Raw genomic sequence first — 18,418 nt, 5'->3', positions numbered from 1 at the left:
CGAGTATAGCAGCGTGGGTCGCGAGGCCGGCCTGCCGGCCTGAACAGGCGCTCAGTTGTGGACGAGGGTGCCCACGGCTTCGCCGTGCATGATGCGCATCAGGTTGCCCGGCACGGTCATGTCGTAGATGCGCAGCGGCATGCGGTGGTCGCGGCACAGCGCGATGGCGGCGGTGTCCATCACCTGCAGGTTGCGCTGGATCACTTCGTCGTAGGTGAGCTGGTCGTAGCGGGTGGCGTCGGCGTGCCTGGCCGGGTCGGCGGTATACACGCCGTCCACCTTGGTGGCCTTGAGCAGCAGATCGGCGCCGATCTCCACCGCGCGCAGGGCGGCGGCCGAATCGGTGGTGAAGAAGGGGTTGCCGGTGCCGGCGGCGAACAGCGCGATGCGGCCCTTCTCGATGTGGCGGATCGCACGGCGGCGGATGAAGTCTTCGGCCACGTCGTGGATCTGGATCGCGCTCATCACGCGGGCGTAGCCGCCGCGCTTCTCGATGGCGTCGGCCATGGCCAGCGCGTTCATCACCGTGGCCAGCATGCCCATGTGGTCGCCGGTGACGCGGTCCATGCCGGAGGCGGCCAGGCCTGCGCCACGGAAGATGTTGCCGCCACCGATCACCACGCCGATTTCCACGCCGGTCCTGCCCACCTCGATGATCTCGTCGGCCAGCCGGCCGATCACCTTCGGATCGATGCCGTAATCGGCCTCGCCCATGAGGGCTTCGCCGGAGAGCTTGAGCAGGATGCGTCGGTACTTGGGCTGGTCGCTCATGAGTTCTCCGGATTGTGTTGGTGCAAACCGTCACATTGTAGCGACGGCGCGTTCTTGCGGCGAGCGACCCGGGCGCGACTTAAGGCGGCTGGGCGGCTGCCTTCCCGTTCTTAGTGCGCTTGCGGGATGCCGCCAGCAAGACCGCGGCATAAAAAAGGCGGAGCCGCGAGGACTCCGCCCTGGATCTACGTCTACGGTACGGAATGCGTCAGGCGAGGTTCTTCGCCGCGAATTCCCAGTTCACCAGGTTCCAGAACGACTCCACGTACTTCGGGCGGGCGTTGCGGTAGTCGATGTAGTAGGCGTGTTCCCATACGTCGATGGTGAACAGCGGCTTGTCGCTGCCGGTGATCGGCGTGGCCGCATTGGAGGTGTTGACGATGCCCAGCGTGCCGTCCGGACGCTGCACCAGCCAGGTCCAGCCCGAGCCGAAGTTGCCGACGGCCGACTTGGTGAACTCCTCCTTGAACTTGTCCAGCGAGCCGAACGCCTTGTTGATCTCGTCGGCCAGCTTGCCGCTGGGCGAGTTGTTCTCCTGCGGCTTGCGCATGGAGTGCCAGTAGAATGTGTGGTTCCAGATCTGCGCGGCGTTGTTGAACACGCCGCCGGAGGACTTCTTGATGATGTCTTCCAGCGCGGCGCCCTCGAATTCGGTGCCCTTGATCAGGTTGTTGAGGTTGGTTACGTAGGCCTGGTGGTGCTTGCCGTAGTGGAACTCCAGCGTTTCAGCGGAGATGTTCGGCTCCAGTGCGTTCTTTTCATAGGGCAAAGGGGGGAGTTCGATCGCCATGAGTGGCTCCTTGACGGTGGCTGGGAAGGGATCGCGGCGGCCGGTGGACGCCGATGGACGGCTGATACAATACCGCTCTGTCCGCATTGTAAAGATGAAATCCCCAGCCATGGACGTAAACGAGCGAATCAAGTCGCTGCTCGCCGCGCATCCGATCGTGCTCTTCATGAAAGGCACGCCGGAGTTCCCGATGTGCGGCTTCTCCAGCCGCGCCGTGCAGGCGCTGCAGCGGGCCGGCGCGCCGTTTCACGCGGTGAATGTGCTGGCCGATCCGGAAATCCGCGCCGCGTTGCCGCACTATGCGAACTGGCCGACTTTTCCGCAGTTGTTCATCGAAGGTGAACTGATCGGTGGCTGCGACATCGTCGTCGACCTTGAGACTTCAGGCGAACTGGCGCGCATGGCTGGCGACGTGAGCGGAGCGGCGCGCGAATGACGCTGCCGACGGCGCGGTTTCCCGCGGGCTGGATGCCCGGCAGCGACACGCTGGCCGGCCGGGTGGTGCTGGTCACCGGCGCCTGCGGCGGACTGGGCGGCGCGGTGGCGCGCGCGGCTTCGCGCGCCGGCGCCACCGTCATCGTCAGCGGCAGGCGCAAGCGGCAGCTGGAGCAGCTGTACGACGCCATGCTGGCCGAAGGCCTGGCCGAGCCGGTAATCCATCCGCTGGACATGGAAACCGCCACGCCGCACGACTACGCCGCGCTGGCCGACGGCCTGCGCCACGATTTCGGTCGCCTCGACGGCATCGCGCATTGCGCCGCCAGCTTTGCCGGCCTCACGCCGATGGCCATGCACAAGCCCGACGACTGGCTGCGCGCGATGCACGTCAACGTCAATGCCCCGTTCGCGCTCACCCAGGCCTGCCTGCCGTTGCTGCAGGAGGCGGCCGACAGCGCAGTGGTGTTCGTGCTGGACGATCCGCAACGCATGGCGCGTGCGCACTGGGGTGCCTACGGCGCCTCGAAGGCGGCGCTGGAACGCTTCGCGGCGATCCTGCACGAGGAAACCGACGAAGGCCCGCTGCGCGTGCATGCGCTGTTGCCTGCACCGATGCGCACCCGGCTGCGCCGGCAGGCGTACTTCGGCGAAGACACTCTGCAGCATCCTCTGCCGGATGCCGCGGCCGTGGCCACGGTCTGGCTGCTCGGCGCGCAGGCGGCGCCGGCGCGCGGATGCGTGCTCGATCTGCGCGAGGAGCCCTGATGGAAACGCAGATGACCACCTTGTCGGCGGGAATCATGTTGTTCCTCATCATGGATCCGCTGGGCAACATCCCGATCTTTCTCAGCCTGCTGAAGGACGTGCCGCCGAAGCGTCGCCGCCGCGTGCTGGTGCGCGAACTGCTGATCGCGCTGGGCGTGCTGCTGGGCTTCCTGATCGGCGGCCAGCATCTCCTCAGCCTGCTTCAGCTCAAGCCCGACTCGATCAGCATCGCCGGCGGCATCGTGCTGTTCCTGATCGGCATCCGCATGGTGTTCCCGCCGGCGGACGGCGGCGGCATCTTCGGCAAGAATGGCGGCGGCGAGCCTTTCATCGTGCCGATGGCGATCCCCGGCGTGGCCGGCCCCTCGGCAATGGCGGCCCTGCTGCTGCTCACCAATACGCAGCCGGGGCGTACCGCCGATTGGGCCATCGCCCTGATCGGTGCGTGGTTGGCCACGGCCCTGATCCTGTTTTTCTCCACCTACCTGTTCCGCTGGCTCGGCGAAAGCGTGCTGACTGCGCTGGAACGCGTGATGGGCATGCTGTTGATTGCCCTGTCGGTGCAGATGTTCATGGGGGGCGTGGCGGCGTTTCTGCACTTGGCGCTTTGACGCTATATGCCGCGGCATACCGTGGCGAATGTCACGGATGGAACTAATGTAAAATTGCTGTAAAATAAGTCGGGAACAATATCCACGGCTTTGGACGGCGGGCGATTCGATATCGATTAAAGGGAATCGCAAGAAAATTCGCATTACGAGCTGTTTGCACTCGATCCGGAAGGGTCGGGTTTTTTTGTGCCCGGAATATTCGTTTTTTCTTTCGAAACGCGTTTGTTTGCCGTCACGACGCAGTCATTACCGATTTGAACTTGCATTACGGGGAATACACATGAAGCGAGCTTATCTCTCTGCAGCGATTGCACTCTCTCTTGGCCTGGTGTCGTCGATGGCACTGGCGCAACAGACCACGACGGGCACCGACAGCCAGCCCGCGCAGACCACGGCCCAGCAGGGCGGCGGTGGCCAGTCCAGCGTATCGAGCACCTCCAAGGTGTCGGCGGTCGCCACCAAGCACGCGCGCGAACTGGAGTCCGTCCAGGTGACCGCGACGGCCGCCGCCCTCGGCGGTGGCCTGATGTCCGAGCAGGACGCGCCCAAGGCGGTGTCCACCATCACCCGTGCGGCGATCCAGCAGGGCGCGCCGGGCGGTACCTTCGTGCAGGCGATCCAGAGCATCCCGGGCGTGTTCACGTCCACCGATGACTACACCGGCCTGAACGACGGCAACTACTCCATCCGCGGCTTCACCAGCGACGAAGTGGGTACCACCGTCAACGGCGCGCCGATCAACGACAGCGGCAACTATCGCGTGTACGCCACCGAGTACGGCGATGCCGAGAACATGGGCGACATCACCGTGCAGCAGGGCTGGCCGGACGTCGACCAGCCGATCTCCGGCGCGGCCGGCGGCTCCATCGGCTGGGCGACCATCGATCCGTCGCACACGGGTGGCGTCGATCTCAGCCAGACCTTCGGCAGCAACAGCTACCACCGCACCTTCGTGCGCCTGAACACCGGCGATATGGGCCCGGTGCGCGCATGGATCTCGTACTCCAACAACGATGCCGACATCTGGGACGGCCCCGGCCAGCAGAGGGTGACCAAGGTCGACGGCAAGGTGCTGTGGACCATCGACGACCGCAACTCGATCTCCTTCTCGATGCAGTACAACCGGGAAGTGAAGAACAGCTACATGCACCCGACCAAGTCGCAGGCGGCTGCAGATTACGACTACAACTTCTCCAACATCTGGACGGTGCCCGAGAACGTGAAGTCGACCAGCACCAGCGCTTGCGGGCCGAGCGTCAACTACAACGTCTGCAACTACCAACTGCACGTCAATCCGTACATCAGCTGGATGGGCAGCGCCGACGGCGAGTTCACGCTGAACGACAGCCTGCACCTGTCCGTGGTGCCTTACTTCCAGTACGGCGACGGCGGCGGCAGCGGTGCCTCGGCCTTCAAGGAGAGCACCTATAACGACAACGAGTACGGCTACGTCAACGCCGACCTCAACGGCGACGGTCGCATCACGAACGGCACCAAGGGTCTGGTCTATTCGCTCAGCCAGAACATCACCTACCGCCCGGGTGTCATCGCCAAGTTGAGCCAGGATCTCGGCCTCAACGACACGCTGGTCTACGGCGTGTGGTGGGAGCGTCCGCGCGAGCAGCAGAACGAGGTGTTCACGCCGATCGACACCAACACCGGCACCCCGTCGGACATCTGGGCGCAGACCGACCTGATCCGTTACCCGGACGGCCGCGTGCAGGCGGCATACGACGAGTACACCACCACCACCACCGAAAAGGCCTTCGCCACCAACACCTGGACGCCCAGCGACCAGTGGACGGTGACCGCCGGCATCTCCTACGTCTGGGCCCAGCGTAAGGGCTTCGACTACGAGTACCCGGGCTCGAACTATGGCCCGTACTACTACCAGCAGTTCGGCGGCCCGTTCCAGGCCACGTACCACAAGTGGTCGCCGACGGTGGGCACGAAGTTCCAGCTGAACGACGAGAACCAGTTCTACTTCGGCATGGGTCGGACGTTCCGTACCCCGGTCAACGGTGCGCTGGCGCAGAACGGTGCAGCGGCCGACCTCAACGCGAACCATCCGGAGTCGGGCAGCTTCACCGCGGTGAACAAGCCCGAGACGGCGACGAGTGCCGACCTGGGCTGGCGCTTCTATGCTCCGCGCGTGTCGGTCAGCGTCGATGCCTACGCCGCCAACTTCCGCAATAAGCAGGTCAGCGGCTACGACGAAAACAGCGGCCAGACCGTGTACACCAGCCTGCCCAGCGTCCACATGCGTGGCCTGAACAGCGAAGCCAGCGTCAAGCTGACCGACCTGTTCACGCTGTACGGCTCGTACACCTACACCGTGGCCCGCCAGCAGGACAACGTGAATTCGGGCAGCGACGGCATCTACTTCACCCAGGGCAAGACCCTGATCAACACGCCGCGCAATGCGGCCTACGCGAGCCTCGACTACAAGCAGGGCCCGCTGTGGGCCAGCCTGAGCGCGAAGTACAGCGGTGCGATCTGGGGTGACTGGTCGAACACGGAAAAGGTGGGCGGCTACACCACCTTCAACCTGAGCGCGGGCTACCACTTGCCGGATTTCTCGGTTGATTTCACCCAGCCGTACATCAAGTTCAATGCGTTCAACCTGACCGACCACCAGGCGCTCACCTGGTCCTACGCCAATCCGTTCCTGGCGTCTTCGGGCCAGAGCACCAACCCCTCGGCCTACGCAACGCCGGCGACCTACTCGATCCTGCAGAGCCGTACCTACATGATCACCTTCGGCGTTTCGATCCGCTGATCTAGCGTTCCATCGCCCGCGGCTGGCATAGCGCGGGTCGTGAAGCCGGCACCTTCGGGTGCCGGCTTTTTTGTTGCCGCCATCCGCCCCGGCGATCCGCAACAAGCAACGATTCGGCAAATTGTTACGATAATGTAATATCCTGCGCGTAACTTTTTGCGTGGCAGCCGTCCGGAGCATCCGTCCGTGGCCGCTTTATTCCAAGGGGCACCAGTTAGAGCCAACACCTCGCCAGGCCTGCCTGGCGACGGACGGCCCGGCCTGTTGCCCTCACTTCGTTGCTTGTTGCGAATCGCCATGAGGGTCGATGTCTCTATGAAACACACCAATCGCGCCAAACTGCTGCCGGTGGCCATTGCTGCGCTGCTGGCCTCCTCGCCGATCCTGGCCCAGGACACCTCGGCTTCGATCAGCGGTCGCGTGCTCGACGGCAGCGGCCAGCCGGTTGCCGGCGCCAGCGTGCAGATCGTGCACGAGCCGTCGGGCACCACCAAGGTCGCCACCACCGATGCGAATGGCCGCTACACCGCACAGGGCCTGCGCGTGGGCGGCCCGTTCGACGTCACGGTGTCTAAGGCCGGGATGCCCCAGGGCGAACAGAAGAACGTCTACCTGCAGCTGGCGCAGGACACGGCGGTCAACCTGACCCTGGGGGCAGAGCAGGTCAAGGAGGCGAAGAACCTCGGGGCCGTCACCGTATCGGCCAACGCGCTGGCGCAGACCTTCACGCCCGACAACAAGGGCATGTCCACCAATGTCTCGCAGCGCGAGCTGCAGGCGGCGCCCTCGCCGGGCCGTTCGATCGCCGACATCGCGCGCCTCGATCCGCGCGTGAGCATCTCGGACCGCGGCGAAGGCGCCATCTCCACGATGGGCATGAACAACCGCTACAACTCGATCACCGTGGATGGCGCCGGCGTAGGCGACCCGTTCGGCCTGAACTCCAACGGCATGCCGTACATCGGCTCGCCGATCTCGGCCGACACCATCGAGGAATACAACATCTCCACGGCGAACTTCGACGTGGCTTCCGACACCGTGGGCGCCAACATCAACGCGGTGACCAAGAGCGGCACCAACGATTTCCACGGTTCGGTGTATTACGCCTACCGCAATGCTGACAAGCTGGTCGGCACGGCCGGCTGGCTGAACAAGGACCAGCCGGGATACGACTACGCCGGCTACAAGCGCGACTGGACCGCGGGCGCCACCCTTGGCGGCCCGATCGTCAAGGACAAGCTGTTCTTCTTCGTCAACTACGAGAAGGAGAAGACCATCGGCCTCGGCGCCGATTCGGCCAACGGCCTCGATTCCACCCTAGGCAATGGCCCGTCCACTTCCAACAAGGTGTCGCCGGGCGACCTGCAGCGCATCATCAATGCCGCCAACGCGCTGGGCCTGAAGCCGGGCAATTTCAGCGGCGGCAACGTGGACCTGCTCGACGAGCGCTACCTGGCCAAGCTGGACTGGAACATCACCAACAACCACCGCGCCAGCTTCAGCTACCAGCGCACCAAGGAAGTCCAGCCCATCGTGCAGGGCAACTCCAGCAACTCGATCGGCTTGACCAGCTACTGGTACACCAAGAACAGCGACACCAAGAATGCGGTGCTGCAGTTCTTCGACGACTGGAACGAGGATTTCTCCACCGAAACCAAGCTCGGCTACCGCCAGTTCTCGCAGGTGCGCAACGTCGCCGAGCAGCAGCCGCAGGTGTTCGTGGACCTGGGCGTCAGCACGAACCCGAAGACGGGCAAGCAGACCGGCTCCACGCCGTACGTCGATCTTGGCGAGGACCAGTACAGCCACTACAACGTGCTGAACATCAAGACCTGGAGCCTATTCGAGGCGGCTACCTGGTATCTGGGCGACCACACGCTCAAGGGCGGCGTCGACTTCCAGCAGAACAAGATCTACAACCTGTTCGGCCGTACCGAATTCGGCGCCTACACCTTCTACGGCATCGACAATTTCGAGAAGGGCATCTACGGTTCGTACAACATCTACCAGCCTTCGCAGGGCTATACGCTCAATGACGTGGCGGCGCAGTGGACGCTGCGCCAGACCAGCCTGTTCCTGCAGGACACCTGGCAGGTGAACAACAACCTGTCGCTGCAGTACGGCATCCGCGTCGACCAGGCCAACACGGGCGACCACCCGGTCTACAACCCTGCTGTGGCCAAGACTTTCGGCATCGATGCGAACGGCCAGGTCGTGGTGAACTACCCGTCGGGCAGCAACGTCACGCCGTTGCAGAACAACAACACCATCGACGGCCTGCGTATCGTCGAGCCGCGCGTGTCGTTCAACTACGCCTTCGACACCCAGTTGATGACGCAGCTGCGCGGCGGTTTCGGTCTGTTCCAGTCCAATCCGCCGACGGTGTGGATGACCAATCCGTTCCAGAACAACGGCATCACTACCACGGTGTACCAGGTGTACAACGATTACGGCGTCCAGCCGGGGCAGGGCAACAGCCTGCCGGTATTCAGCTCGAATCCGTTCGGCCAGAACCTGCCGCCGCCGGCGAGCAGCCAGATGGGCGTGGATACCATCGACCGGAACTTCAAGCTGCCTTCCGTGTGGAAGTACAGCCTGGCGTTCGATCGCGAGCTGCCGTGGTGGGGCACCGTGTTCTCGGCCGAGTACCAGTACGTCAAGGTGCGCAACGGCATCTGGTACCAGATGCTCAACCTCGGTTCGCCCACGGGCACCATGCCCGACGGCCGCAACCAGTACTGGAAGACGCCGGGCGAGGCTGGCGCCAGCGCCGATGCGCGGGCCAATGCGAGCAAGAGCTTCACCTACAACTCCACCTACCTCACCAACACCCACAAGGGCCATGCCGATGCGCTGACCCTGTCGTTGAAGAAGCCGTTCTCCGACAACTGGTTCGGCAGCCTGGGCGTGACCTTCGGCGATTCCACCGAAGTGAACCCCGGCACCTCCAGCCAGGCCAGCTCGAATCTGTCCAACAGCGCCTGGGTGAACCCGAACGACGAGACGGTGTCGCGCTCCAACCGTGCGGTGCGCCAGCGCGTCAATGCGTCGATCACGTGGCAGCACCGTTTCTTCGGCGATTACGTCACCAGCATCAGCGCGTTCTACGACGGCCACACGGGCCAGCCGTACAGCTGGACCTTCGGCAACGACGCCAACGGCGACGGTTTCGGCCAGGGTACCGATCTGGTCTACATCCCGCGCAACGGCGAAGCGACCCTGGTGCAGCCGAACGGTCAGCCGGCCACGGCCGCGCAGATCAAGCAGTTCTACAGCTACATCCAGAGCGATTCGTACCTGAGCAAGCACCAGGGCCAGATCGCCAAGCGCAACGCCGCCACCGCGGCGTGGGTCAATGACCTGGACCTGAGCGTGCGCCAGGAAATCCCGGGCATCTTCAAGGGCAACAAGGGCGAGGTCCGGCTGGACGTCTACAACGTGCTGAACCTGGTCAACAAGCGTTGGGGCCAGGAGCACGATCTGGGCTTCTACCAGACGCGCAACCTGGCGGATTACGCCGGCGTGGGTGCCGACGGCAAGTACATCTACAAGCTCTACACGGACAAGTACGGCAACTACCAGCCGGAACAGCTGACGGTGTACGACGCCGGCACGTACACCAAGACCAACGTGGTGTCGCGCTGGTCGGCGATGCTGACGGTCCGCTATACGTTCTGAATCGGCGCGCGTTAGTGCCTCACCGTAAGCCGGCGCCTGCGAGGGCGCCGGCTTCTTTGTGGCGTGCATCGATGCGCGCCAGCCTGCAGATGTCTTAACGGGCGCGCAAAGCGCCCATCCCGCCGTTTTTGCGATGGCGCGGGTTCCACGAGCCCCTTGTCTTGACTGTGTCACGGCCGAGGCAGGAAGCTTCGGGGCTGCCGCATCCACGCAGGCGTGTGCCCGCGGGACAGTGGCATGGAGATAGCAATGAGTGATGCACGTGCCGGCGTTGCCGGCAGCAATGCCACCGTGAGTGCGCGCATTTCGCCCGCCGGTGGGCTGGACATCCTTTCCCGCCACGAGGTCGCGCGCCTGCGCGGCGCCACCGATTCGGGCCTGCACGGCCTACTGCGCCGCTGCGCCCTGGCGGTGCTGACCTCGGGCACGATCAGCGACGATCCGCGGGCGATCCTCGACCAGTACCCGGATTTCGACATCCAGGTGCTGCAGCAGGACCGCGGCATCAAGATCGAACTGGCCAATGCGCCGGCGCAGGCTTTCGTGGACGGCCAGATCATCCGCGGCGTCAACGAGCTGCTGGTGGCGGTGGTGCGCGACATCGTCTACGTGTCCACCCAACTGGAGCAGATCGGCAGCGACCTCGATCCCTCCGACGCGCTGACCCAGGCGGTATTCGAGATCCTGCGCAACGCGCGCATCCTGAAGCCGCACATCGACCCGAACCTCGTGGTGTGCTGGGGCGGCCACTCGATTTCGTCCGCGGAATACGATTACACCAAGGTCGTGGGCTACCAGTTGGGCCTGCGCGGCCTGGACATCTGCACGGGCTGCGGCCCCGGTGCGATGAAGGGACCGATGAAGGGCGCGACCATCGCGCACGCCAAGCAGCGCCGCCGCAACAACCGCTACATCGGCATCACCGAGCCGGGCATCATCGCGGCCGAGTCGCCGAACCCCATCGTCAACCATCTCGTCATCATGCCGGACATCGAGAAGCGCCTCGAAGCGTTCGTGCGCATCGGCCACGGCATCATCGTGTTCCCCGGCGGCGTGGGCACGGCGGAGGAGATCCTCTACCTGCTCGGCATCCTGCTGCACCCGGACAACGCGGGCACGCCGTTCCCGCTGATACTCACCGGACCGAAGCAGTCCGCCGAGTACTTCGAGCAGATCGACAAATTCCTTCGCCTCGCGCTGGGCGATGCGGTGGCTGCGCACTACCAGATCATCGTCGACGATCCCGCTGCCGTGGCGAAGGCGATGGCCAAGGGCATCGACAAGGTGCGCACCCACCGCCTCGACACCAAGGACGCGTTCTTCTTCAACTGGGCGCTGCGCATTCCGCTGGAATTCCAGACTCCGTTCCGTCCTACCCACGAGGCGATGCGCGGCCTGCAGCTCCGCCACGGACGGCCGTTGCACGAACTGGCGGCGGACCTGCGCCGCGCGTTCTCCGGCATCGTGGCCGGCAACGTGAAGGAGGAGGGCGTGCAGGCCATCGAGAAGAACGGTCCGTTCGACATCGACGGCGATCGCGACATCATGCAGGCGCTGGACAAGCTGCTGCAGGCCTTCGTGGAGCAGCACCGCATGAAGCTGCCTGGCGGCGCAGCCTACGTGCCGTGCTATCGCGTGATCACCGGCTGAAGAAGCCGGTGAGGGCCGTATGCAAAAAGGCCGGCATCGCTGCCGGCCTTTTTCATGTGTCTGGCGCCCGAAGTTGGACTCGAACCAACGACCCCCTGATTAACAGTCAAGTGCTCTAACCGGCTGAGCTATTCGGGCGGGAGCTGCGTAGTTTGTCGTTCGGGTCGCGGACTGTCAAGCAGAGGCCGTGCAAACGGCGATTAATGCGCGGTGGCGCAGCTGGCGGTTTCCATTGCCCCAGCCGGCGCGCCGCGGACACGGCCGGCGTTGGAGACCACCACCGTCAACACCGAATCCGCTTGGCCGCGGCCGCAGAAGCGCAACGTGTTGGTCGTGCCGCCGGCAGTGCCGTCGTTGCGGAAGCGCACGAATGGACGGCCGCGGTCGCCGAGAATGGTCATGCCGGTGTAGCCGATTTGGGTACGCAGCGGTGTCTTGTCGGGCTGGCCGTCGCGGTCCTGGTCGTGCCCGATCAGCCAGCCGGATTCCCAGCGTGTTCCGCCACTGCAGCGCGCACCATCCCGGCTGGGGCAGAACAGGGTCGGTTTGCCGCTGATAATGGCAATGCCCCGCGCATGCTGCAGGGCCGCGATGAAATCCATTTGTGCGGTCTGCACCCGGCTGCGGCGATGCAGCCGGGCCAGTGAAGGCATCGCGATGGCGGCAAGTACGCCGAGGATGGCCACCACCGTGATCTGTTCGATCAGCGTGCTGCCATATGGCCTGGCGGGCCGTCCGCGAGTCTGCCGTGTTGCCATGGTGCGTTCCTGCATGGGCGGAATCGCCATGCTAGGAAGGCGCGTCCATGCGGCCAGCCGTCCGACGGCGGCGAGCGGCATCGGGTACTGCTGACAGAGGCTGTCAGCAGCAGCGCTTTAAGATGCACGTATCCGCCCGCATGTCATCCGCCATGACCGACCGCTTCGAACTCGTTGCGCCCTACCAGCCCGCCGGCGACCAGCCCGAGGCGATCCGCCGTCTGAGCGAAGGTTTCGAGGCCGGGCTGGCCGCGCAGACCCTGCTCGGCGTCACCGGCTCGGGCAAGACCTACACCATCGCCAACGTGATCCAGCAGGTGCAGCGGCCCACCATCGTGATGGCGCCGAACAAGACGCTGGCGGCGCAGTTGTACGGCGAGTTCAAGGAGTTTTTCCCGAACAACGCGGTGGAGTATTTCGTCAGCTATTACGACTACTACCAGCCGGAAGCCTACGTGGTGGCATCCGACACCTTCATCGAGAAGGACGCCTCGATCAACGACCACATCGAGCAGATGCGACTGGCGGCGACCAAGGCCCTGCTGTCGAGGCGCGATGCAATCATCGTGGCTACGGTGTCGGCGATCTACGGCCTGGGCAATCCCGAGGACTACCTGTCGTTGCGCCTGATCCTGGCCAAGGGCGAGCGCATCGAGCAGCGCCAGCTGATCCGCCAGCTGACCGAACTGCAGTACACCCGCAACGAGATGGAACTGCGCCGCGGTACCTACCGCGTGCGCGGCGAGATCATCGACGTGTTTCCCGCTGAATCGGAAACCGAGGCGCTGCGCATCGAGCTGTTCGACGGCGAAGTGGAAGGCCTCTCCCTGTTCGACCCGCTCACGGGCGAAACCGTGCGCAAGGTGCCGCGCTACACGGTGTATCCGCGCACGCACTACGCCTCCACCCGCGAGAGCGTGCTCAACGCCATCGACACCATCAAGGACGAGCTGAAAGAGCGGCTGGAGGTGCTGTACCGCGACAACAAGCTGCTCGAGGCGCAGCGGCTGGATCAGCGCACCCGCTACGACGTGGAGATGATGGCCGAGGTGGGCTACTGCCAGGGCATCGAGAACTACTCGCGCCACCTTTCCCGGCGCGCGCCCGGCGAGCCGCCGCCCACGCTGTTCGACTACCTGCCCCCCGACGGCCTGCTGGTGGTGGACGAATCGCACGTCACCGTGCCGCAGGTCGGCGCGATGTACAAGGGCGACCGTTCGCGCAAGGAAACCCTGGTGGAATTCGGCTTCCGCCTGCCGTCCGCGCTCGACAACCGCCCGCTGCGCTTCGAGGAGTGGGAGGCGCGGGTGCCGCGTGCGATCTACGTCTCCGCCACGCCGCGCGAGTACGAACTGCAGAAGTCCGGCGAGGCCATCGTCGAGCTGGTGGTGCGCCCCACCGGCCTGGTCGATCCCGAGGTGGAGGTGCGCCCCGTGCGCACGCAGGTGGACGACCTGCTGGGCGAGGCCAACAAGCGCATCGCGATGGGCGACCGCGTGCTGGTCACCACGCTGACCAAGCGCATGGCGGAGAATCTCACCGAATACCTCTCCGAGCATGGCGTGAAGGTGCGCTACCTGCATTCGGACATCGAGACGGTGGAGCGCAGCGAGATCATCCGCGACCTGCGCCTGGGCGAGTTCGACGTGCTGGTGGGCATCAACCTGCTGCGCGAAGGCCTGGACATGCCGGAGGTATCGCTGGTGGCGGTGCTCGACGCCGACAAGGAAGGCTTCCTGCGTTCCACCGGCTCGTTGATCCAGACCATCGGCCGCGCTGCCCGCAACGTTCGCGGCAAGGCCATTCTCTACGCCGACGAGGTGACCCGCTCGATGCAGGCGGCGATGGATGAGACGGCGCGCCGCCGTGAGAAGCAGCTCGCGTACAACGAAGCGCACGGCATCACGCCCAGGACGGTGGAGCGGCGCATCGCCGACATCATGGAAGGCGCGCGCAGCGAGTCGTCACGCAGTCGCGGTGGCAAGTCCAAAGCGCGTGCTGTGGCCGAATCGCCGGCTAGCTACGAAGCGATGGACCCCGCCAAAGCCGCCACCGCCATCAAGAAACTGGAAGCGCAGATGTACAAGCATGCCCAGAATCTGGAGTTCGAAGCGGCGGCTCGGCTGCGCGACCAGATCCACCAGTTGCGCGAGCAGGCGCTGCGCTGAGCTTGTCGCGGGACAGGGAGTCGCCTATACTGCGCGGCTCGCGAGGCTTGCTGCCACGCGAATCGGGCGGTTAGCTCAGCGGTAGAGCACTACCTTGACATGGTAGGGGTCACAAGTTCGATCCTTGTACCGCCCACCAACTTTGTCTGGAAATCAGGCGATTACGAAAAAGGCTGATCCTCGCGGGTCGGCTTTTTTTGTGCTTGTGAGGGCTGCTCTGTACCCAAATATGTGCCCGCATTTCTTGATGTTTCGCCGTGTTACGGCGGCGCTGTATCTGGGCGTGCACCTAATAAGCTGTGGCCTAGAATTACAAGCTTTGCCGCTCACGGGTCGGACGGACGGGGCTGGGCTCGTCTCTGCGAGGCTCGGCCACGCTGCACCCTGCGGGGGCTCTTGGCCGCCTGTGCGACCCTGAAGCCCCGTTCGCCGTGACCTTCTGAGGGAGGCTGGTGTGAGGATGAGTCGGCTGGAAACGCTAAGCCAGCTTATTTAGAGGGCCTGCAGGACGGGGATGATCAGAGTTGGGCCCGCGAAATCTGCATGTGATGTACGTCAGGGACCCCGACGCGAGTGGGCCGTGCGGGCCTACGGAGATCTGGCTACTCCATCATGCATGGCCACGCATGTACGAAATCGAGTAGAAATATGTCTCGATCTTGGTCATTCGCCATCGGTCGCGCGGATTACTACTGATCTTCGCGTCGAAGTTATCCATGGCTCAACACGTCTTAAGTATTTTGAAGAGGTGATGACCTAAAAAAGCTCGGTTGCCGGGTTTCGTCATAATCGTGAAGTGGTTGCCAGGAATGGGGATTAGGTGAATGCTGGATATTGGTAGTACGCGTCCCCATCCCTTCGTGGGTGATTGTGGTGCTGCTGGCACGGTGATCTCTTCTCCGTGAGGGTTTCTTTCAGGCGGTAATGGGGGAATTTCAATTGCATAAAATTGGTGAATCATTAAAGGTAGAGCGGGTGCTTGATAGGATGGAACTATGTTCAAATTGAAATGACCAGCTCGTTCCCAAAACATGGCTTCGTCTTGTGCGTTGTGAAATTTTGGTGATAGAGCTGCATTCAGTCGTTGGGTTTCTTCGGTCAATTGCGTGAGTGGCGAATCATCGGTTGACTTATGGAGGGCGTCAAGATGCTCGATTGATTCATTCTGAATGAATACCATTTTCTCGGCTGTTGTTGGCGATTGAGCGAGCTTCTCGGGAGGCAGGGTGACATCGATCAAGCCTATAAATGATACTGCCTGATCAATGCTTAGCAAATGCTGGGCCACGGCATATGTCAGTATTCCACCAGATGAGTAGCCAGCTAGTCGGTATGGGCCTTGTGGTTGAATTACTCGGATCATAGCCACCATTCGGACAGCCATGGCCTCCATGGTAAGTGGGGGCGCTTCATGTATGGACTGCCATGGCAGCGCATAGACGGGGAGATCTATGCTGAGATCTCGTGTCAATTCGAAGGCGTAGGAATAGTCGCCTGTGCCCGCTGGTAAGAAGAAGAGTGGTGATTGAGTGCCAGTTGTTCGAATTGGGATCGCATCAATCTCATTGGGATGCGAAGGACCCTCTTTAATTATTTTTGCTAGATTTTTTAGTTGAGGGCTTTGGAATATCTGGTTTACGCTGAGCTTGAGGCCATTGCTCTTGGCTTGGCTGACAAGTTGCACGGCGATCAGGGAATGGCCACCGACCTCGAAGAAGTTGTCGTGGCGGCTGACCTGCTGGAGGCCGAGCAGCTCCGTCCAGAGGGTGGCGAGGGTCTGCTCGATCTCGCCCTGGGGTGGCTCGTAGGCCCGACGGGCGTAGGCCGTGTCGCCCGGTGCGGGCAAGGCCTTGCGGTCGAGTTTGCCGTTGGGTGTCAGGGGCAACGCGTCCAACGGCACGAAGGCCGCCGGGACCATGTAGTCGGGTAGGCAGGCACCGAGGTGGGCGCGCAAAGTCGCAGGCAGCTCACCGGAGGCGGTCGTGTCTTCCGGAGTGACGGTGAGATAGGCGACGAGGCGTTTGTCACCGGGGACGTCTTCGCGGGCGAGGACGACAGCCTCACGCACCGCCGGATGTTCCATCAGGCGCGCTTCGATCTCGCCGGGCTCGATGCGGAAGCCACGAATCTTGACCTGGTGATCATTGCGGCCCAAGAAGACGAGATTGCCATCGGGCAGGTAGCGGGCCAGGTCGCCGGTCTTGTACNCACCGGAGGCGGTCGTGTCTTCCGGAGTGACGGTGAGATAGGCGACGAGGCGTTTGTCGCCGGGGACGTCTTCGCGGGCGAGGACGACAGCCTCACGCACCGCCGGATGTTCCATCAGGCGCGCTTCGATCTCGCCGGGCTCGATGCGGAAGCCACGAATCTTGACCTGGTGATCATTGCGGCCCAAAAAGACGAGATTGCCATCGGGCAGGTAGCGGGCCAGGTCGCCGGTCTTGTACATGCGCGCGCCGGGCAGGGCGTTGAACGGGTCGGGCAGGAAACGTTCGGTAGTGAGGTCAGGGCGGTTCAAGTAACCGCGGGCGACACCGGCACCGCCGATGTACAGCTCACCGGCGACCCCGAGAGGAANGCGGAAGCCACGAATCTTGACCTGGTGATCGTTGCGGCCCAAGAAGACGAGATTGCCATCGGGCAGGTAGCGGGCCAGGTCGCCGGTCTTGTACATGCGCGCGCCGGGCAGGGCGTTGAACGGGTCGGGCAGGAAACGTTCGGTAGTGAGGTCAGGGCGGTTCAAGTAACCGCGGGCGACACCGGCACCGCCGATGTACAGCTCACCGGCGACCCCGAGAGGAACGGGCTGGCCGTGGGCATCGAGCAGGTAGATGCGCGTGTTGGCAATCGGACGGCCAATGGGGACAGTGGCGACCTCATTCTCGGTTCCTTGAAGCGTATAGGTCGTCGCGAAGGTCGTAGTTTCGGTCGGACCGTAGCCATTAATTAATCGCTGCGGTGGATGATCTTGCAATGCACTTCGCATGAGGGCTGGGTCGAGCACGTCTCCACCAACCAGTAGCACCTTGAGATTCGGCAACACAGGAGCAAGTGTGGAAGCTATTTGATTGAACAGGCCGACGGTCAGCCACATCACATTGACCTGGTCGATTTGTAGTGCATGCACGAAAGATTGAGGTGACAGCAAAGTCGCGCGGTTTATAACAACCAGGACGCCCCCATTAAGCAGAGGCCCCCAGATCTCCATGGTGGCGGCATCAAAGGCGGGATTGGCTGCGAAGGCTACGCGAGAGCTAGCATCAAATTCGGCATACCTATTATTGATAACTAATCGATTGACGGCCCGATGAGGCACCACCACGCCCTTAGGAATGCCGGTCGATCCGGAGGTATACATCACATAAGCGGGACTGTCGCTGGATAGGTGCAGTGAGGGGTTGGACTCGAGACCCTCGGTCAACAGCGGCTCGATGAGTACGGGCGAGACAGTAGCGTTTAGGGCAAAAGATGCCGTGGTGAGAAGGTGGCGGGCGGCACAGTCGGCGATGATCCACTGTTGGCGTTCTACCGGTACTTCCGGGTCAATGGGCACATAGGTGCCGCCGGCCTTGAGGATGGCCAGCTGAGTGATGACCAGGGCGGCACTGCGTTCGAGGAGGGTGACGACACATTCGCCCGGCTTTACNGTGGCGGGCGGCACAGTCGGCGATGATCCACTGTTGGCGTTCTACCGGTACTTCCGGGTCAATGGGCACATAGGTGCCACCGGCCTTGAGGATGGCCAGCTGAGTGATGACCAGGGCGGCACTGCGTTCGAGGAGGGTGACGACACATTCGCCCGGCTTTACTCCGCGATCGATCAGATGATGGGCGAGGCGATTGGCCTGGATGTTGAGCTCGGCGTAGGAGAGGGACTGATCCTCGAAGACGAGGGCGGTGGCCTCGGGGTGCTGCTGTACTTGTTGCTCGAACAACTGGTGGATGCACAGCTGATCGGGGTAGGGTGCGTCGGTCTGATTCCAGGTCTCCAGCAGCAAGGTGCGCTCATC

Annotated in this window: 12 protein-coding genes and 2 tRNA genes; 9 read left to right on the top strand and 5 right to left on the bottom strand. The window is 63.2% G+C overall.

Annotated elements, in window-relative coordinates; all coding sequences use genetic code 11:
• Window positions 1–51: 51 nt before the first annotated feature.
• Window positions 52–771, bottom strand: a complete 720-nt coding sequence (gene pyrH, locus IHE46_RS14150) for a UMP kinase (RefSeq protein WP_192165308.1) — start codon at window positions 769–771, stop codon at window positions 52–54.
• Window positions 772–979: 208 nt separating this feature from the next.
• Complete coding sequence (locus tag IHE46_RS14145) at window positions 980–1,561, bottom strand: Fe-Mn family superoxide dismutase (RefSeq protein ID WP_192165307.1); 582 nt, start codon at window positions 1,559–1,561, stop codon at window positions 980–982.
• Between the two features lie 109 nt (window positions 1,562–1,670).
• Here IHE46_RS14145 and grxD point away from each other — a divergent pair, with 109 nt between their 5' ends.
• From grxD to ppnN, 6 genes are all read left to right on the top strand, one after another.
• Window positions 1,671–1,997, top strand: a complete 327-nt coding sequence (grxD, locus tag IHE46_RS14140) for a Grx4 family monothiol glutaredoxin (RefSeq protein WP_192165415.1) — start codon at window positions 1,671–1,673, stop codon at window positions 1,995–1,997.
• Entirely contained in the window at window positions 1,994–2,764 is a 771-nt protein-coding gene (locus IHE46_RS14135) for an SDR family NAD(P)-dependent oxidoreductase (protein ID WP_192165306.1), read from the top strand. The genes grxD and IHE46_RS14135 overlap by 4 nt, the downstream gene beginning before the upstream one ends.
• A gap of 11 nt (window positions 2,765–2,775) precedes the next feature.
• On the top strand, window positions 2,776–3,375 hold the full coding sequence (locus IHE46_RS14130) for a MarC family protein (RefSeq protein ID WP_192165414.1): 600 nt from the start codon (window positions 2,776–2,778) through the stop codon (window positions 3,373–3,375).
• A 280-nt stretch (window positions 3,376–3,655) separates the two neighbouring features.
• Window positions 3,656–6,154, top strand: coding sequence for a TonB-dependent receptor (locus tag IHE46_RS14125; RefSeq protein ID WP_192165305.1), 2,499 nt, complete (start codon window positions 3,656–3,658; stop codon window positions 6,152–6,154).
• 315 nt (window positions 6,155–6,469) lie between these two features.
• Window positions 6,470–9,832, top strand: coding sequence for a carboxypeptidase regulatory-like domain-containing protein (locus tag IHE46_RS14120; RefSeq protein ID WP_192165304.1), 3,363 nt, complete (start codon window positions 6,470–6,472; stop codon window positions 9,830–9,832).
• A 237-nt stretch (window positions 9,833–10,069) separates the two neighbouring features.
• Window positions 10,070–11,482 (top strand): nucleotide 5'-monophosphate nucleosidase PpnN, encoded by a 1,413-nt coding sequence (ppnN, locus tag IHE46_RS14115; RefSeq protein ID WP_192165303.1) that lies wholly within the window; start codon window positions 10,070–10,072, stop codon window positions 11,480–11,482.
• A 61-nt stretch (window positions 11,483–11,543) separates the two neighbouring features.
• Here the strand turns inward: ppnN and IHE46_RS14110 are convergent.
• Together IHE46_RS14110 and IHE46_RS14105 are read right to left on the bottom strand one after the other, a co-directional pair.
• Window positions 11,544–11,620: transfer RNA gene (locus IHE46_RS14110), tRNA-Asn, on the bottom strand.
• 62 nt (window positions 11,621–11,682) lie between these two features.
• Complete coding sequence (locus IHE46_RS14105) at window positions 11,683–12,321, bottom strand: GspH/FimT family pseudopilin (protein ID WP_225563071.1); 639 nt, start codon at window positions 12,319–12,321, stop codon at window positions 11,683–11,685.
• Window positions 12,322–12,392: 71 nt separating this feature from the next.
• Here IHE46_RS14105 and uvrB point away from each other — a divergent pair, with 71 nt between their 5' ends.
• Both uvrB and IHE46_RS14095 read left to right on the top strand, forming a co-directional pair.
• A complete protein-coding gene (gene uvrB / locus IHE46_RS14100; RefSeq protein ID WP_192165412.1) occupies window positions 12,393–14,408 on the top strand; it encodes an excinuclease ABC subunit UvrB in 2,016 nt (671 codons plus the stop codon).
• A gap of 64 nt (window positions 14,409–14,472) precedes the next feature.
• Window positions 14,473–14,547: transfer RNA gene (locus IHE46_RS14095), tRNA-Val, on the top strand.
• A gap of 582 nt (window positions 14,548–15,129) precedes the next feature.
• On the opposite strand, the gene IHE46_RS17230 is transcribed toward IHE46_RS14095, so the two are convergent.
• The gene (locus tag IHE46_RS17230; protein WP_192165302.1) at window positions 15,130–18,069 is read right to left on the bottom strand and encodes an amino acid adenylation domain-containing protein; all 2,940 of its coding nucleotides are present in this window, start codon (window positions 18,067–18,069) and stop codon (window positions 15,130–15,132) included.
• 19 nt (window positions 18,070–18,088) lie between these two features.
• On the opposite strand from IHE46_RS17230, the gene IHE46_RS17155 reads away from it, so the two are divergent.
• Window positions 18,089–18,418: hypothetical protein (locus IHE46_RS17155; protein ID WP_255430902.1), on the top strand; the 330-nt coding region annotated here is incomplete at its 3' end.

It is taken from the genome of Rhodanobacter sp. DHG33, assembly GCF_014843005.1.
Classification (GTDB): Bacteria; Pseudomonadota; Gammaproteobacteria; order Xanthomonadales; family Rhodanobacteraceae; genus Rhodanobacter_A.
Note: the sequence above shows the minus strand (reverse complement) of the source record. Positions and strands in the feature narration are given on the sequence as shown.

Excerpts from the sequence above, each read along its gene's own strand:
- IHE46_RS14135 (WP_192165306.1), top strand. The coding sequence starts at position 1,994 with ATGACGCTGCCGACGGCGCGGTTTCCCGCGGGCTGGATGCCCGGCAGC.
- grxD (WP_192165415.1), top strand. The coding sequence starts at position 1,671 with ATGGACGTAAACGAGCGAATCAAGTCGCTGCTCGCCGCGCATCCGATC.
- pyrH (WP_192165308.1), bottom strand. The coding sequence starts at position 771 with ATGAGCGACCAGCCCAAGTACCGACGCATCCTGCTCAAGCTCTCCGGC.
- uvrB (WP_192165412.1), top strand. The coding sequence starts at position 12,393 with ATGACCGACCGCTTCGAACTCGTTGCGCCCTACCAGCCCGCCGGCGAC.
- IHE46_RS14145 (WP_192165307.1), bottom strand. The coding sequence starts at position 1,561 with ATGGCGATCGAACTCCCCCCTTTGCCCTATGAAAAGAACGCACTGGAG.
- IHE46_RS14130 (WP_192165414.1), top strand. The coding sequence starts at position 2,776 with ATGACCACCTTGTCGGCGGGAATCATGTTGTTCCTCATCATGGATCCG.
- IHE46_RS14120 (WP_192165304.1), top strand. The coding sequence starts at position 6,470 with ATGAAACACACCAATCGCGCCAAACTGCTGCCGGTGGCCATTGCTGCG.
- ppnN (WP_192165303.1), top strand. The coding sequence starts at position 10,070 with ATGGAGATAGCAATGAGTGATGCACGTGCCGGCGTTGCCGGCAGCAAT.
- IHE46_RS14105 (WP_225563071.1), bottom strand. The coding sequence starts at position 12,321 with ATGCCGCTCGCCGCCGTCGGACGGCTGGCCGCATGGACGCGCCTTCCT.
- IHE46_RS14125 (WP_192165305.1), top strand. The coding sequence starts at position 3,656 with ATGAAGCGAGCTTATCTCTCTGCAGCGATTGCACTCTCTCTTGGCCTG.